This window comes from Allobosea sp. RCC_152_1, assembly GCF_041360765.1.
Classification (GTDB): domain Bacteria; phylum Pseudomonadota; class Alphaproteobacteria; order Rhizobiales; family Beijerinckiaceae; genus Allobosea; species Allobosea spartocytisi.
Window position 1 is genome coordinate 555,507 of record NZ_JBFUPU010000001.1, and the last position, 16,251, is coordinate 571,757.

15 protein-coding genes are annotated in these 16,251 nt (G+C 67.6%); 8 read left to right on the forward strand and 7 right to left on the reverse strand.

The window, feature by feature from the left end; all coding sequences use genetic code 11:
• The first annotated feature begins 172 nt into the window (after positions 1–172).
• The 8 genes from AB6806_RS02595 (at position 173) to AB6806_RS02630 (ending at position 7,978) form a co-directional block, all read left to right on the forward strand.
• Positions 173–1,330, forward strand: coding sequence for an ABC transporter substrate-binding protein (locus tag AB6806_RS02595; RefSeq protein WP_113253294.1), 1,158 nt, complete (start codon positions 173–175; stop codon positions 1,328–1,330).
• A 92-nt stretch (positions 1,331–1,422) separates the two neighbouring features.
• Positions 1,423–3,246, forward strand: coding sequence for an ABC transporter permease (locus tag AB6806_RS02600; RefSeq protein ID WP_038362045.1), 1,824 nt, complete (start codon positions 1,423–1,425; stop codon positions 3,244–3,246).
• Positions 3,247–3,256: 10 nt separating this feature from the next.
• Positions 3,257–4,162: an ABC transporter ATP-binding protein gene (locus AB6806_RS02605; protein ID WP_370954048.1), complete on the forward strand. Its 906-nt coding sequence runs from the start codon at positions 3,257–3,259 to the stop codon at positions 4,160–4,162.
• 9 nt (positions 4,163–4,171) lie between these two features.
• The gene (locus AB6806_RS02610) at positions 4,172–4,906 is read left to right on the forward strand and encodes an ABC transporter ATP-binding protein (RefSeq protein ID WP_142020494.1); all 735 of its coding nucleotides are present in this window, start codon (positions 4,172–4,174) and stop codon (positions 4,904–4,906) included.
• Positions 4,903–5,679, forward strand: coding sequence for a VOC family protein (locus tag AB6806_RS02615; protein WP_142020495.1), 777 nt, complete (start codon positions 4,903–4,905; stop codon positions 5,677–5,679). Before AB6806_RS02610 ends, AB6806_RS02615 begins: the two co-directional genes overlap by 4 nt.
• Positions 5,680–5,690: 11 nt before the next feature.
• Complete coding sequence (locus AB6806_RS02620) at positions 5,691–6,737, forward strand: putative FMN-dependent luciferase-like monooxygenase (RefSeq protein ID WP_038362052.1); 1,047 nt, start codon at positions 5,691–5,693, stop codon at positions 6,735–6,737.
• 10 nt (positions 6,738–6,747) lie between these two features.
• Entirely contained in the window at positions 6,748–7,359 is a 612-nt protein-coding gene (locus tag AB6806_RS02625; protein ID WP_142020496.1) for a CMD domain protein, read from the forward strand.
• A gap of 16 nt (positions 7,360–7,375) precedes the next feature.
• Positions 7,376–7,978 (forward strand): alkylhydroperoxidase domain protein, encoded by a 603-nt coding sequence (locus tag AB6806_RS02630; RefSeq protein ID WP_112764168.1) that lies wholly within the window; start codon positions 7,376–7,378, stop codon positions 7,976–7,978.
• Between the two features lie 100 nt (positions 7,979–8,078).
• On the opposite strand, the gene AB6806_RS02635 is transcribed toward AB6806_RS02630, so the two are convergent.
• From AB6806_RS02635 to AB6806_RS02665, 7 genes are all read right to left on the reverse strand, one after another.
• Positions 8,079–8,948 carry an ABC transporter permease gene (locus AB6806_RS02635; RefSeq protein WP_142020497.1) on the reverse strand — a complete coding sequence of 290 codons (870 nt, stop codon included), beginning with the start codon at positions 8,946–8,948 and terminating at the stop codon, positions 8,079–8,081.
• Complete coding sequence (locus AB6806_RS02640; RefSeq protein ID WP_142020498.1) at positions 8,945–9,841, reverse strand: ABC transporter ATP-binding protein; 897 nt, start codon at positions 9,839–9,841, stop codon at positions 8,945–8,947. Before AB6806_RS02640 ends, AB6806_RS02635 begins: the two co-directional genes overlap by 4 nt.
• A 6-nt stretch (positions 9,842–9,847) precedes the next feature.
• A complete protein-coding gene (locus AB6806_RS02645; RefSeq protein WP_370954049.1) occupies positions 9,848–10,810 on the reverse strand; it encodes an ABC transporter substrate-binding protein in 963 nt (320 codons plus the stop codon).
• Positions 10,811–11,090: 280 nt separating this feature from the next.
• A complete protein-coding gene (locus AB6806_RS02650) occupies positions 11,091–12,773 on the reverse strand; it encodes a dipeptide ABC transporter ATP-binding protein (RefSeq protein ID WP_370954050.1) in 1,683 nt (560 codons plus the stop codon).
• Entirely contained in the window at positions 12,770–13,636 is an 867-nt protein-coding gene (locus tag AB6806_RS02655; protein WP_370954051.1) for an ABC transporter permease, read from the reverse strand. Before AB6806_RS02655 ends, AB6806_RS02650 begins: the two co-directional genes overlap by 4 nt.
• Positions 13,633–14,583 (reverse strand): ABC transporter permease, encoded by a 951-nt coding sequence (locus AB6806_RS02660; RefSeq protein WP_370954052.1) that lies wholly within the window; start codon positions 14,581–14,583, stop codon positions 13,633–13,635. The genes AB6806_RS02655 and AB6806_RS02660 overlap by 4 nt, the downstream gene beginning before the upstream one ends.
• Positions 14,564–16,144 carry an ABC transporter substrate-binding protein gene (locus tag AB6806_RS02665; protein WP_370954053.1) on the reverse strand — a complete coding sequence of 527 codons (1,581 nt, stop codon included), beginning with the start codon at positions 16,142–16,144 and terminating at the stop codon, positions 14,564–14,566. Before AB6806_RS02665 ends, AB6806_RS02660 begins: the two co-directional genes overlap by 20 nt.
• Between the last annotated feature and the right edge of the window lie 107 nt (positions 16,145–16,251).

Genomic DNA, 16,251 nt, shown 5'->3' on the forward strand with positions numbered 1-16,251 from the left:
GATCTTGGAAGCCATTCGAGAGAAATTAGCTAACAAATAGCGTCGCTTCGTCCGGCGTTGGATCATTATTCTCCGTGAGGTTGTTCCTTTAAAAGAACGTTTTCTTGACCGCCGCTCCGATCGGGCGCAGCTTTTCGGGCAGTTCGATTTTCTGAATGCTGTGGAGCGCGTTGTGATCAATCGTCGTCTTTTTCTGGCTGGCGGCTCGGCTTTGGCAGTGGCCGTTGGTGCTGGAAGCGCCGGGGCGGCGGAGGCCGCGGGCGAGCCGATCTATCTTGGCGTGAGCGGTCCGCTGACCGGTCCCAATGCTCAGTACGGCGCGCAGTGGAAGCAGGGTTTCGACCTCGCGCTCGACCAGATCAACGGCTCTGGTGGCATCAAGGGGCGGCCCCTGCGCTACCTCTTCGAGGACACGCAGAGCGACCCCAAGCAGACGGTCGCGGTCGCGCAGAAGTTCATTGCCGACAAGCGCATCGTCGCCGAGCTTGGCGATTTCTCCAGCCCGGCTTCGATGGCGGCCTCGCCGATCTATCAGCGGGCGGGCCTCCTGCAGTTCGGTTTCACCAATTCCCATCCCGACTTCACCAAGACGGGCGATTTCATCTGGAGCAATTCAGTCAGCCAGGCCGAGGAGCAGCCGCTCAACGCCGCCTTCGCGGTGAAGCGGCTCGGCTTCAAGCGCATCGCGGTGCTGCACCTCAACACGGACTGGGGCCGCACCAGCAAGGACCATCTCGTCACCGCCGCCAAGGCGCTGGGCGCCGAGGTCGTCGCCACGGAAGGCTATCTGCCGGAGGAGAAGGATTTCCGCTCGACCCTGGTGCGCGTCCGAGACGCAAAGCCCGACAGCCTGTTCCTGGTGTCCTATTATGCGGATGCCGCGCTGCTCGTGCGGCAGGCGAGGCAGACCGGGCTCACGGTTCCGGTGGCGGCGGCGAGTTCGATCTACTCGCCGAAATTCGTCGAGCTCGGCGGCGATGCGGCGGAGGGCGTGTTCACCTCGTCGCGCTTCTTCCCGGAGGATCCGCGGCCCGAGGTGCAGACCTTCGTCCAGGCCTTCAAGGCGAAATACGACAAGGAGCCGGACGCGTTCAATTCCTACGCCTATGACACCGTCATCCTGTTCGGACAGGTGCTGCGCGAGGCGCCGGATCTGGAGCGCAAGACCATCCGCGACACGCTGGCCAAGGTGAAGGACGTGCCGAGCGTGATCTACGGCAAGGCCAGCTTCGACCCGGCGACACGGCGCGTCGCCGGAGCCAAGAGCGCCGAGCTCGTGGTGAAGAATGGCCGCTTCACGCTGTGGGACGGCCAGAAAGTCACCAACTGAGAGACCGCACGGCTTCGGGGGGCACAGCGTCGCCGCGGCGGCGCTGCGTGGCCGATGCCGTTCACTGTTCGCCGCCGCGCTGAAGCATCGCCATGACCTCCTGGTTCGACCACACGATCAACGGCCTGATCATCGGCAATATCTACGGGCTGCTGGCCGTGGGTCTTGCTCTGATCTTCGGCGTCAGCCGGCTGATCAACTTCGCGCATGGCTCGGTCTATGTCGTCGGCGCCTATGTCGGCTGGGTCGCGGTCTCGGTGCTGCAGACGCCCTTTCCGTTGACGCTGGCGATCGTGGTGATCGTCACCGCCGCGCTCGGCGTGGTGATCGAGCGCTTCGGCATCCGCCCGCTGGCGGGTGCGCCGCGGATCGCGCCGCTGCTGGCGACGATCGGGCTCAGCTTCGTGCTCGACCAGACGGTCCAGATCCTGTTCAGCCCCGATCCGCGTGCGGTCCCGATGCAGGTGCCGAACTGGCGCATCGCGATCGGCGGCGGCTCGATCGGCGTGCTCGACCTGTTGATCGCCGGCATCGGCATCAGCGCCGCAGCGGCCCTGTTCGGCTTCCTGAAGCTGTCGAAATGGGGCTGGGCCGTGCGGGCGACGGCGCTGGACCGGGATGCCGCTCGGGCGATGGGCGTCGATGTCGACCGGGTCAACAGCATCGTCTTTGCCATCGCCTCGGCTCTGGGCGGCGTCGGCGGCGTGCTGGTCGGCATGTATTATAACGTCATCACCCCGACGATGGGCTTCGAGGCGACGCTGAAGGGCATCGTCGCCGAGGTCGTGGGCGGTGTCGGCAACGTGCCGGGCGCGATCGTCGGCTCGCTGCTGCTCGGGCTGGTGGAGAGCTATGGCGTGGCGCTGCTCGGCACCAGCTATCGCAATCTCTTCGCCTTCGTCCTGTTGATCGCGATCCTCGTCATCCGGCCGAACGGCCTCTTCGCCAGCCGGCGCCAGCTCCCGCCCGAGCCGATGACCGGCACCTTCGTCGCGCCGAGCAAGCCGGTCAGGCTGCCGCCGCTGCTGATCGCGGCGCTGGCCGCGCTGGCGATCGCGCTGCCGCTGATCGTCGACAACGGCTATCTCATCCAGACGCTGACCAATGCCTGGCTCTATGCGCTGCTGGGCCTGAGCATCACGCTGGTGGCCGGCACAAGCGGGCAGGTCTCGCTCGGCCATGCCGCCTTGCTTGCGATCGGCGGCTACACCTCGGCGCTGCTCGCCTCCAATCTCGGCTGGCCGGTCTGGCTGACGCTGCTGATCGGCGGTTTCGCTGCCGCCGGCATCGGCACGCTCCTCGTCTCGCCGGCCTTCCGCCTGCGCGGGCACTACGTCTCGATTGCCACGCTCGGCATCGGCGAGATCGTGGCGCTGGTCATCCTGAACTGGGAGAGCGTCACGCGCGGACCCATCGGCGTTGCCGGCATCCCGCCGCTCTCGCTCTTCGGCCGCGACCTCTATGACACCAACGCGATCTACTGGTTCGCCTTCGCCCTGATGGCGGGGCTTGCGCTGCTGCAGCTGCGCCTGCTCCGCTCGCATCTCGGCCGAACGCTCAGGGCCGTGCGCGACGACGATGTCGCGGCGCGCTCCTTCGGCATCGGGCTCGAACGCTACAAGGGCCTCGCTTTCGCCTTCGGCGGCTTCTTCGCCGGGATCAGCGGCGCCTTCACCGCGCATATGTATTCCTACATCAACCACGAGACCTTCAACACGCAGATCTCCGTTCTGGCACTGACCATCGCGATCCTCGGCGGCATGGGCAATGTCGGTGGCGCGATCCTCGGCTCGCTCGCCCTGATCGGGCTGCCCGAGATCTTCCGTGTCGCGGCCGAGTACCGCATCCTGTTCTACGGCATCGCGCTGCTGCTGCTGGTGCGCTTCCGGCCGCAGGGCCTGCTCGGAACCGTCTGAGGAAATGCCGGTGACCGCTCATTTTCCTGTTTCGAGCCTGCCCGCCGCAAAACCTCTTCTGGAGGTAAGCGGGCTGACGCGCCGCTTCGGCGGCCTCACCGCCGTCGCCGGGCTCGACCTTAAAGTGGCGGAAGGCGAGTTCGTCAGCGTCATCGGGCCGAACGGCGCGGGCAAGACGACCGCGTTCAACCTGATCAGCGGCCTCGACAAGCCGGACGAGGGAACGGTCCGGTTCGACGGTGCGGACGTTGCCGGCCGGCCGCCCGAAGCCATCGCACGGGCCGGGCTGCTGCGCACCTTCCAGCACGGCCGGGTCTTCGCCAATCTCAGCGTCGCCGACAACGTTCTCGTCGGAGCCCACCGGCGGCTGAAGGCCGTGCGTCCGGACTGGCCGGTCGTCGGCCCGGTGGCCGAACTGGCGCTGGCGCTGGTCCGGCCCGCCTCGGTCAGGCGCGAGGAAGAGGCGCTGCGCGAGGAGGTCCGCGAGATCCTGGCGATCTTCGGTGACAGGCTTTTGCCGCGCATCGACCAGCCGGCCTACAGCTTGTCCTACGCCAACCGTCGCCGCGTCGAGATCGCGCGGGCCTTGGCTGCGCGCCCGAAGCTCCTGCTGCTCGACGAGCCGACGGCGGGGATGAATCAGACCGAGACGGCCGAGATGCTGGAGATCCTGGCCGGGCTGAAGGCGCGCGGCCAGACGATCCTGCTGATCGAGCACAAGCTCGACATGGTGATGCGGCTGTCCGACCGCGTCCTGGTGCTGGACGACGGCAAGACCATCGCCGAAGGCCTGCCGCAGGCGGTGCGGAACGATCCGGCGGTGATCGAGGCCTATCTCGGCCATGGCGGCGTCGGGGCGGCCTCACCGGCCGGTTCGCCGGCGGCGGCGGCCGAACGCGCCACCGCCCCGGCCTGAGGTGCTGCGATGAGCAATGACACGCCGATCCTCGAACTCAAGGCCATCGACACCTATTACGGTCCGGTGCAAGCCCATTTCGGCCTCTCGCTGCATGTCGCGAAGGGCGAGGCGGTCTGCCTGCTCGGCGGCAATGCCAGCGGCAAGTCGACGACGATGAAGATCATCCTCGGGCTGGTGAAGCCTACCGCCGGCGACGTGCTCGTCGACGGCGTCTCGACGCTGAAGCTCAAGACTCCGGAGATCGTGCGCCTCGGCGTCGGCACCGTGCCGGAGGCGCGCCGCCTCTTCGGGGCGATGAGCGTGCGCGAGAACCTGCTCATGGGCGCCTTCGTGCGCGACGACAAGGCCGGCATCGCCGCCGATCTCGACCGCGTGCTTGGGCTGTTCCCGCGCGTCGCCCAGCGGCTCGACCAGCAGGCCGGAACCCTGTCGGGTGGCGAGCAGCAGATGGTGGCGATGGCGCGTGCGCTGATGAGCAGGCCGCGCGTGATCATCATGGACGAGCCGACCATGGGGCTCTCGCCGCTCTGGGTCGAACGCGTGCTGGAGCTGATCCGCGACATCAACAGGCAAGGCGTTGCCGTCTTCATGGTCGAGCAGAATGCCAGCTTGGCGCTGCAGATCGCCCATCGCGGCTATGTGCTGCAGACCGGCCGCATCGTTCTCGAAGGCAAGGCCGCCGATCTTCTGACCGATACCCGGATCAGGGATGCCTATCTCGGCGGCGCGGAGGCGGCATGAGCTTGAACGACACGACCCGGCAGACCCTGAGGGTCGACCATGCGGTGATCGTCACCGACGATCTCGACCGGTCCATCGCCGCGTGGCGGGAGCGCGGCTTCACCGTCGAGCCGGGCGGCACCCATCCGCGCGGCAGCGTCAACGCGCTGATCTCCTTCGCCGACGGCGCCTATATCGAGATCATCGCCTTCCCGCTCCCGCAGGAGGACTTCTTCTGGTGGCGCGTGCTGCAGAAGGACGGGGAGGGGCCGATCGACCTGGCCCTGCTGCCGGAGGATCTCGAAGCCGTGCTGGATCGGGCCGCCGAGGTTGAGCTCGGCTACGGGGCGCCGCAGGATGGCGGCCGCAAGCGCCCCGACGGCGAAACGCTGGTCTGGCGCACGGCGCGGCCGGCCGGGACCGACCTGCCGTTCTTCTGCTCGGACGTCACGCCGCGCGCGCTGAGAGTGCCGGCAGCGCCGCGTCACGCCAATGGCGCGACCGGCCTTGCCACGATCAGCCTGGCCGTGAACGATCTCGATCGGTCTTCGCGGCGCTGGTCGGCCCTGATCGGCCAGCCGGCCCAGCCCATCGGTCCGCAACCGGGCTTGGAGGCGGTGGCCACGAGCCTCGAGCTCGGCGGGACCCGGCTGATCCTGCTGGCGCCGGAGCGTGCCGGCAGCGGCATCGTGGCGAGCCATCTCGCGCGGCGGGGCGAAGGTCTGTTCGGCCTCTCCTTCGCCGGCACCGATCCAGCCATTTCCTACAGCAAGGCTTCGGCCGGTATCTCTTGAAAGGTCTCGCCATGGCCGGCAAACGCATCGGCTTCTTCACTCGTCTGCTCGACGACGCGCCTGCCGGCGAACGCTATCGCCTTGCGGCCGAGCAGATCGTCCATGCCGAGCGCCATGGCTTCGACAGCGCCTGGGTCGCTCAGCATCACTTCCATCGGGACGAGGGCGGCCTGCCGTCGCCGCTGCCCTTCCTGGCCTTCGTCGCGGCCCGCACCAGCCGCATCCGCCTCGGCACCGGCATCATCATCCTGCCGATGGAGGACCCCGTGCGCATCGCGGAGGACACCGTCACGGTCGACCTTCTGTCGGGCGGGCGCCTCGAGGTGGGTCTCGGCACCGGCACGACACCCGAGACCTTCCTCGCCTTCGGCATCGAAAAGGGCGAGCGCGCCGACGTCTTCGCGCGCAAGCTCGACATGCTGCATCGTGCCTGGAGCGGGGCGGAACTCGGCCATCCGCAGAACCGGCTCTATCCGGCCGCCGACAACCTGCAGGAGCGCACCTGGCACGCCACCTTCTCGGTTGCCGGCGCCGAGCGGATCGGCAAGGCCGGCGCGGGGCTGATGCTCTCGCGCACGCAGCCGCGCAGCCCGGAGCGGCCCGACGCAACGCTGCCCGAGATCCAGAATCCGATCGTCGACGCCTATCTCGCCAATCTCCCGGCAGGCATCGCACCTCGGATCATGGCCTCGCGCTCGCTTTTCGTCGCCGACAGCCGCACCGAGGCGCTGAAACAGGCGGAACGCGGCCTGAACGCCGTATTCGAGCGCTTCGTTGCCAGCGGCCACCGACTCGCCGATCGCAGCCTCGCCGGCCTCATTCGCTCGCTCGACACCCATGTCGGAGCGCCGGATGACGTGATCGCGTCGCTGCAGGCCGATACGGTGCTGCCCCGCGCCACCGACGTGGTCTTCCAGGTCCATTCCGTCGATCCGCCGCATCCGCTCGTGCTGCGCTCCATCGAGCTCACGGCCGAAGCGGTCGCTCCCGCGCTGGGCTGGAAAGAAGCCCCCTCGCAGCAGCCCGTCCGGCTGCGCCCGCTCACTGCGACCGCATGAGGCTTTGACCATGACCGATCACGCTACCGCTGCTGCGGACATCCTCGATACGCTCGCCAAGGTCTCCGGCGGCACGCATCTCGACGCGCTTCGCCGCGAGCGATCGCAGACGCGCGACAATGTGCAGGCGAGCTACGCGGCCTTGTTCGAGGCCGGCGACACGGCGAGCGTCACCCTCGACGAGCGACTGGCGGTGGCCGCCTTCGTCGCGCTTCTGCACGAGGATGGGCCGTCATCCGTCCATTACCTCGGGCTGCTGCGGGCGCAGCCGGCCGGAGAGGCTCTGGCGAATGCGACGCAGGCGATCGCCGAGCGGGCGCGCACCACCGGCCCCTATGGCGCCTATCCGCCCGGACCTCTTTCGAACGAAGATCTTGCAGGACCGGAGCTTGCGCTCGAACCCGCCGAGCGGGACGCGCTGGGCGGCCGTCTCGCGGCCGCATTCGTCCATGCGCACCGGCTCGTTTTCCATTCGCGCGATGCCCAGGCGCAGCATTTGGCCGCGCTGCAGCAGGCCGGCTGGAGCACGGCCGCGATCGTCACCCTTTCGCAGATCATCGCCTATCTCGCCTTCCAGATCCGCGCGGCCCACGGCCTGCGCGTTCTGGGCGCTGCCGCCTGAACCGAGGAGCATCCCGATGAGCACCGCCGTTCTCGATCACCCGGCGACGGGCGCGCCCACCCGCTTCACGCAGGCTGAACTGGACTGGACGGCCTGGGTCGATCCGGTCCCGGAAGAGGCGCTGACCGAGCGCCAGAAGCAGGGCCTGGTCGACATCGCCCGCGCCAAGAGCCCGTATTTTCGGCTGCTGGCGCATGACCCGGACATCCTTAAGGCGCGGACGCTGGCCGACAAGGACATCTTCTACAACACCAAGGCTGGCCTGCCGCGGGCCGAGCGCGAGCTTGCCGCCGCCGCCGTCTCGCGCAGCAATGGCTGCATCTATTGCGCTTCGGTCCACGCCCGCTTCGCGAGCACCTTCTCGAAGCGCCGCGAGGACGTTCAGCGCCTGCTGGACGACGGTGTCCAGGCCGATCTCGATCCGCTCTGGAACGCCATTGTCGAGGCCTCGGTCGCGCTGACCGCGACGCCGGTCGCTTTCGGTCCCGAGCATGTCCGCAAGCTACGCAGCCTCGGCCTCGACGATCTTGCCATCGCCGACCTGATCCACGCCGCTTCCTTCTTCAACTGGGCGAACCGGCTGATGCTGACCCTGGGTGAGCCACAGACGCGCGACTGAGCCGGCGCACGAGGCAGGCCCCTCGGGGATGGCTTGAGCGCGTGCGGAACGGTGTCGGCCGCGTCGAAAAGGACACGGGCCATCCGGAACGAGAAAACCATCAGCGCGCCATGCCCCAGCGCCTGATGGTGACGCGCTCGATCGCAGCGAAGATCAGGTTCTCGACGACGAGCCCGATCAGGATGACCAGCAGCAGGCCGGCGAAGACCTTGTCGGTGTAGAGCTCATTGCGGTTCTGGAAGATGTACCAGCCCAGACCGCCGCGGCCGGAGGAGGCACCGAAGACGAGCTCCGCGGCGATCAGGGTGCGCCAGGCGAAGGCCCAACCGATCTTGAGGCCCGACAGGATCGCCGGCAGCGCGGCGGGGACGAGGATGCCGAAGACGTAGCGCAGCCCGGTCAGGCCGTAGTTGCGCCCGGCCATGCGCAGCGCCTCCGATACGCCCTGGAAGCCGGCGAAGGTGTTGAGCGCGAGCGGCCACAGCACCGAATGGATCAGCACGAAGACCAGGCTGCCCGCACCCAGCCCGAACCAGAGGAGCGCGAGCGGCAGCAGCGCGATCGCCGGCAGCGGGTTGAACATCGCCGTCAGGGTCGAGAGCAGGTCGCGGCCGAGCTGGGTCGAGACCGCGAGCGTCGTCAGGACGAAGGCGAGCACGACGCCAGCCGCATAGCCCTGGGCCAGCACGATCAGCGACAGCCTCGCCCGCTCGACGAGTTCGCCACTGGCCAGCCCCTCCAAAAGGGCTCGCAGCGTGGCGGTGAAGCTCGGCAGCAGCAGATCGTTATCCTGCCAGCGCGCTGCCGCCTCCCAGAGCCCCGCCAGCACGAGCAGGATCAGGAGCTTTCGTAGCCAGCCTTGCCGTACGAGCCGCTCGAGCAGCGGGCGTGGACGCTCGACCGCGACGGCGACGAAGGGCGGCAGCGGCCGGTCGAATTCCGGCCGGATCGGTGGGGCGGCGAGCTTCATGACTGAGAGGTGTCGCGGGCGCCGGCGTCCGGTTCAGGCTCGCCTTCGAAGAGCCGGGCATGGAGCCGCCGGACCGCTTGCTGGAAAGACGCGCTGCCGATGCTGCCGAGATCGAATTCATGGCTGTTGAACTCGGCCCGCAGCCGGCCGGGATGGGGCGAGAGTACGGCGATGCGATTGCCGAGGATCAGCGCTTCCTCGATCGAATGCGTGACGAAGAGCAGGGTGAAGCGCGCCTCCTCCCAGAGCCCGAGCAGCTCCTCCTGCATCTTGCGCCGCGTCAGGGCGTCGAGTGCGGCGAAGGGTTCGTCCATCAGCAGGATCCGCGGCTGCATTGCGAGGGCCCGCGCGATGGCGGCCCGCTGCTTCATGCCGCCCGACAATTCGTGCGGATAGCTGCTCGCGAACTTCGCGAGGCCGACCTTCTCGACATAGTGACGCGCCCGCTCCGTCGCTTCCCGGCGCGACAGGCTGCGCGAGGCGATCAGCGGAAAGGCGACGTTCTGCAACACCGTCTTCCAGGGAGGGAGTTGATCGAACTCCTGAAAGACGACGATGCGGTCCGGACCCGGGCCGCGGATCGGCGCGCCGGCGAGGGAAATATCGCCCTCGACGGGTGCGATGAAGCCGGCGATCGCCTTGAGCAAGGTGGACTTGCCGCAGCCGGAGGGCCCGAGCAGCACGAAGCGATCGGCCTCGTAGACATCGAAGCCGACCTGATGGGTCGCACGAACGATCCTGTCGTCGCTGCGGTATTCGAGGCTGACATCCGCGACGCGGAGCAGGGGAGGCGGCAGCGGCGCGGCGAGCGTGGATGAGGCCGGCGACACGGCGTCGACGGCCGAGCGCTGCGACACAGCGCGCTGCCGCTCATTCTGCGCAGCGACAATCATCGAACGTCAGCTGCCCGCCGCGATCCGTGGATCGGCGAAGAAATAATCGGAGAGCGCCTTCGGCTGGTTCTTGATCGCGCCGACGCGCTGCAGGAACTGGCCGAGCCCGAGCGTATTCTGAGGTTCGACCTTGAAGGTCACCTGCGGGCTCTTGATGATGTCGAGCACCAGCTTTCGGTCGCCCTTGCCGCCATTGGCCTTGAGATAGATGTCGGCCGCCTGCTCGGGATGGGCGGCGACGAATTTCGCGGCCTCGTCCAACGCGTCGAGGAAGGCGCGGTAGGTCTTCGGCGCCTCCGCGTAGAACTTCTCGGTGGCGTAGAGCACCGTCGACGAGGCCGGCCCGCCCTGCACGTCGTAGGAATTGAGCACGATGCGGGCCTTCGGGTTCTCGGCCAGTTCCTGCTCCTGGAAGGGCGGGTTGCCGAAATGCCCGGTGATCTCGGTGCCGCCCTTGATGATCGCGGCGGCGGCTTCCGGATGCGGCAGCGCGACGCTGATCTTGTCCAGCTTCGCGAATTCGGTGTCGCCCCAGAGCTTGGCCGAGGCCCATTGCAGGATGCGCGACTGCACGGACACACCGACTGCCGGCAGAGCGATGCGGTCCTTCTCCGTGAAATCCGCGATCGTCTTCACGTTCGGATTGTTCGTGACGAGATAATAGGGAAAGTTGCCGAGCGACGCGACGCCTTTGACGTTCTGCTTGCCCTTGGTGCGATCCCAGAGCGTGAACAACGGGCCGACGCCGGCCCCGGCGATCTCGATGCTGCCCGACAGCAGGGCATCGTTCACCGCGGCACCGCCGGAGAGCTGGACGAAGTCGACCTTGATATCGATGCCGGCCGCCTTGCCGTGCTTCTCGATCAGCTTCTGCTCGGCGGCGACGTCGAGCAGCAGATAGACGACGCCGAACTGCTTGGCGATGCGCAATTGGCCTTCGGCCGCATGCGCGTTCCCCAGGGTCACCATCGAGATCGCAAGCCCGCCAAGCGCAGCCGCTGCTTGCCTGCGTGTCCATCGGACTGGAGAATTCGTCATCGCGACACCTTCGGGATAGGGGTTACATCGAGCGCGTGAGTCTGTGGTGTCGGTATATTGAGGTCAATCAAACGATATTTCGAATAATGCGAAGTATGGGGATAGATATTCTGGTTTTATAGTTCAGGCCGGATCATAAATCTTTGAGATTGGAATTGCATCTGTCTGCGGTGGCAGCGGCGCGCGGCTCCGGGGGCAGCAGGCCAGGCCGCTAAAGCTTCGGCACCGCTTCGAGCAGGCGGCGCGTATAGTCGTGTTTCGGAGCATCGAACACCTCCTCGGCCGCGCCTGTTTCGACGATCACACCATCCTTCATCACGGCGATGCGATCGCTCATGTGGCGGATCACGCCGAGGTCGTGGGAGATGAAAAGCATCGCCAGCCCGAGCCGATGCTGAAGCGCGATCAGCAGATCGAGCACCTGCGCCTGTGTGGTGACGTCGAGCGCGGAGACGGGCTCGTCGCAGATCAGCAGATCGGGCTCGCTGGCGAGCGCCTGGGCGATCGAGACGCGCTGCCGCTGACCTCCCGACAGGGCGGTCGGTCGTCGATCGAGGACATCCGAAGGCAGATTGACGAGCTGGATCAGCTCCCGCACGCGCGCTGACCGTGCGGCTTTGCCGAGATCTGTGTGCAGGAGCAGCGGCTGCTCGATGATCCGCTCGACGGCATAGCGCGGATCGAAGGAATTCAGCGGGTCCTGAACGATCGTCTGGACATGCCGGCGCAGTGGCCGGCGCTGGCGTTCGGAGAGCTGGCTCCAAGCCTGGCCACGGAAGAGCACCTCGCCTGCGTCGGGCTTTCGCAGCGCAAGCGCGACCTTGCCGATCGTGGTCTTGCCGGAGCCGGATTCCCCGACGATGCCGAGGGTCTCGCCGGGATAGACGTGGAGCGAGACGCCGTTCGCGGCATGGGTCACGCTGCGATCCGGTCTGGTAAAGCGCACCGCGATGTCGCGCAGCGCGAGGATCGGCTGGCTACGCTCGGGCTTCGCCTTGACCGGCCGCGCGCCGGATGTGGACAGCCAGCGGCCCCGCGTCGCCGCGCTCGGCACGGCCGACAGCAGGCGCTGCGTATAGGCATGGCGCGGTTTCCGCAGGACCTCCCGCGCCGGGCCTGTTTCGACCAGTTCGCCGTTCTGCATGACGGCGATCCGGTCGGCGAGCTGGGCTGCGACGGCCAGGTCATGCGTGATCAGCAGGATGCCGTGCCCAGCCTTCGCCAGCGCCTGGAAGACGCTGAGGATCTGCTGCTGGACGGTGACATCCAGTGCCGTCGTCGGCTCGTCGGCGATGAGCAGGCGAGGGCGTGCGGCCAGCGCCGAGGCGATGAGCGCCCGTTGCCGCAGCCCGCCCGACAGTTCGTGGGGGTATTGTGCGGCCCGGACCGCCGGATCGGGAATGCCGACGCGGGCGAGCAGAGTTTCGACCTCCTTGCCGATCTCCGCGCGCGGAACCAGTCCGTGGGTCAGGAGCGGCTCGCCGACTTCCCGGCCGATCCTGCGCAAGGGATCGAGCGAGACGAGAGCGTCCTGCAGCACGAAGCCGATCTCTCGCCCCCGGATCTTCGACCATTGCCGCTCCGAGAGCTCGGTCAGCGAGCGGGCCTCGCCATCGTGGCCCGACAGGCGCAACGACCGCGCGCGCAGCTCTGCGCCAGACCCCGCCAGCCCGACGAGCGCGCGGGCGGTCACCGACTTTCCAGAGCCGGATTCGCCGACGATGGCGAGGATTTCGCCGGCGCCGATGGTGAAGGAGATGCCGCGCACGACCTCCCGTGGTCCGAGCCGGCTCGGGAAGGCGATGTGCAGATCCTCGACCTCGAGGATGGCGGGGCGGCGGGCGGCCGGCGCAGCCGAGACCACGTCATGCCGCCCCACGAGCTGGACGTTCATGGCTCGCCTCCCTGTGAGAGCAGAAGCTGCAGACGCCGCCCGAGGATGGTGATGGCGATGACCGAGATCGCAACGACGGTCGCCGGCAGGAAGCTGATCCAGGGCGCGGTATCCAGGAAGTTGCGCCCATCGGCCAGAAGGGCTCCCCATTCCGCGGCGGGAGGCACGACGCCAAGTCCGATGAAGCTCAGGGCAGAGGCCGACAGCACGGCATTGCCGACGCCGATCGTGGCCAGGACGACGAGCGGCCGGACGGCATTGGGCACGACATGGCGGGCGATGATTGCTGGCGTGGACTCGCCGAGCGACACGGCATGCTCGACATAGCCGGATTGCCAGACGCGGAGCACCTGCGAGCGTACCAGCCGGGCATAGCCCGCGATGCTGGAAAGCCCGACGGCAAGCAGCGTGTTCGTCGGCCCCCGGCCGAGCACGGCGATGATCAACAGGGCGAGCAGGATTTCGGGGAACGCCAGCAGGATGTCGATCAGTCGCACGAGCAGGCGCTGCAGGACCGGCGGAGCCAGTCCGGCGGCTGTGCCGAGCAGCACGCCGCCGGCGCAGCCGATCAGCGTCGCGCCGATGCCGATGCCCAGGGATTGCGAGGTTCCGTAGATGACGCGTGTGAAGACGTCGCGGCCGAGCTGGTCGGCTCCGAACCAATGGCCTGGGCCGGGCGGCAGCAAGATCGCATCGGTATCGACCGCATCGGGCGCCAGCGCCGTGAACCATTGCGGCATCGCGGCCGCGGCCAGGAGGAGCAGGACGAAGGCGAGCGGGATGATGAGCCCAGGCGCGCGCCATGGATGCCTGGCCCGGTTGCCGTTGCGGACACGTGCGATGACGTCGAGGGCCTGGCTCATCGCGGCGCCCTCCGCAGCCGCGGATCGATCAGCAAATAGAGCGCATCGACGAGGAGGTTGATGCTCACCGAGACCAGCGCCGACAGCATCACCAGCCCGAGCAGCAAGGGCATGTCGCGGGTCTTGATCGCCTGCAGGGTGATCTGGCCGATGCCGGCTCTTCCGAACACGGTTTCCGTGAGGATCGATCCGGCCAGGACGCCGGCGAAGAGCGTGCCGGTCAATGTCGAGACCGCGAGCGCGGCATGGCGCAGGGCGTGGCGCAGGCGCAGCTGCGTCTCGCTGACGCCGCGCGTCCGTACGGTCAGGGCGAAGGGCTGAAGCAGCGCCTCTTCGAGCCCGTCACGCAGGACCTGCCCCAGCAAGGCCGCGAGCGGGAGGCTCAAAGCAATGGCGGGCAGCACGAGCGCGGGGAGGCCCTCGCCACCGATGATCGGGAACCAGCCGAGATAGAAGCTGAAGACCGTCAGCAGCAGGAGCCCGACCCAGTAGACCGGGGTGCTCAGCACGGCGAGCTCCAGCCCGGCGAGGACGGTCCGCAAACCCTTGCGCCGCCCGGCCGTGGCGAGCGCGTTGACGAAGGCGAGGCTGAGAGCCAGCGCCATCGCCGTGCCGGCGAGCTGGAGCGTCGGCCCGGCCGCCTCGCCGATGACCTCGATGACCGGTTGCCGGTATTGATAGCTGTCGCCGAAATCGCCGAGCAGGGCCTGGCCGATATAGCGCAGATATTGCACGGGCAAAGGCTGGTCGAGACCGAACTGCCGGACGAGCGCCTCGCGCTCGGCGGCGTCGACGATGTTCTCGCCCCCGGTGAGCACCGCGACGGGATCGCCGGGGATCGCCTTGACCGCAACGAAGGTGATCGTGGCCGCGCCCCAGAGCACGGCCACGATCACCCCGAGGCGCCGCAGCCCCGCGGGTAAGACGCTAGCGAGCCAGCCAGGCATCGTAGAGATTCGGCTTCGCATTCGTCGCCCAGCTGATGCCTTGCAGCTTCTTCGAGGCGCCGAGCTGATAGGCGACGACATAGAGCGGCACGGCATAGGCCTGGCCGATGATCTCGGCCTGCGCCTGGCCGTAGAGGCGCTGCCGCTCGTCACCGGAGGCGCCGATCGCCTTGGTCAGGATCTCGTCGAGGCTCTTCACCCGCGCATTGTTGGCGCCGTTCGGCGGGATATAGGCCGAATGGAAGACGGTGCGCAGGATGTCCGGCTCGGCGCGGACATAGTAGAGCGAGATGAGGTCGTAGTCGTTCGCGGCCGTCCGGGCGGTGTAGCCCCCGGCATCGACGGGGTCGAGCTGCAGATCGAAACCCGCCTTCTTGACCGAGAACTGGACCGCCTGGGCCACGGTCAGGTCCGACGCCCCCCATGCCGCGGCATCGTAGACGAAGCGGACACTCAAGCGTTCGCCGCCTTTCGAGCGGATGCCATCGCCGTCCTTCGTGGTCCAGCCGGCGTCATCGAGCAGTTTCGCAGCTTTCTGCGGATCGAAGCCCCAAGATTTCGCGATTGTCGGGTCGTAATGCAGCGTCGAGGGGCCGAGGATGTTGTCGGCCGCCTTGAGGCTGCCGAAATAGGCGGCCTTGACGGCGCCGGGCGCATCGATCGCGCTCTGGAAGGCCTGACGAACGCGGGCGTCGGCGAAGGGGCCCTTGCTCGTGTTCAGGAACAGCGAGCGGTTCACGCCGGGGTTTTCGCGCGTCACCACCTGGAGGCGATTATCGACCTGAACGGAGCGGAAATTGGCCGGCGGCACCTCGTCGATCGCCTGCACCTGTCCGCTGCTCAGCGCGCCGAGGCGAACCGAGGATTCCGGCAGATAGCGGAACACGATGGCGTCGAGATGGGCCGGGCCTTGATGCGCGGCATAGCCCGGGCCCCAGTTGTAATCGGCGCGCTTGGTCAGCCGGCTGCCGCTGCCCTTGGTGAAGCTTTCGAGCACGAAGGGGCCGGAGCCGACGACGGTGTTCGTGGTACTCTTGGCCTCGCGCAGATAGGTCGGCGACTGAATGCCGAGATAGGGCAGGCTCAGGCCTTGCAGCAGCGGCGCGAAGGATTGCTTGTAGGAGATCACCACCGTCGCGGCGTCTGGCGCGGCGATCTCCGCGACCGGACCGAGCAGGGACTTGGAATAGCTCGATGTCGTCTTGGGATCGAGAATCCGGTCGAAGTTGAACTTGACCGCGGCGGCGTCGAGCGGCGTGCCATCGCTGAAGGTCACGCCGCGGCGCAGGTGGAAGGTGTAGACCGTGTTGTCGGCATTCACCTCCCAGCGTTCGGCGAGCCATGGCGTGAATCTGTTGTCCTCCGCCTGGCCGACGAGGGAATCGACGAGGTTACGGGTGATCAGCGCCGTGATCGAATTGCCGGTGACCGACGGGTCGATGATGGCGGTGTCGCTCGCGAGGCCGAAGGTCAGCGTTCCTCCGGCTACGGGCTTCCCGGCCGCCTGGTTGTCGGCGGCGGAGGCGGAATAGCCGGCAGCCAGAAGGGCGATGGCTGTCACGGCCGCACGCAGATGACGTCCGCGAGCCGGGGCAGAGCCGCGATGGTGCGGCAGCCATCCACGGTGAGGTGTGTGGAAATCGGACGGGCTCATGGTCATGCCTTCGG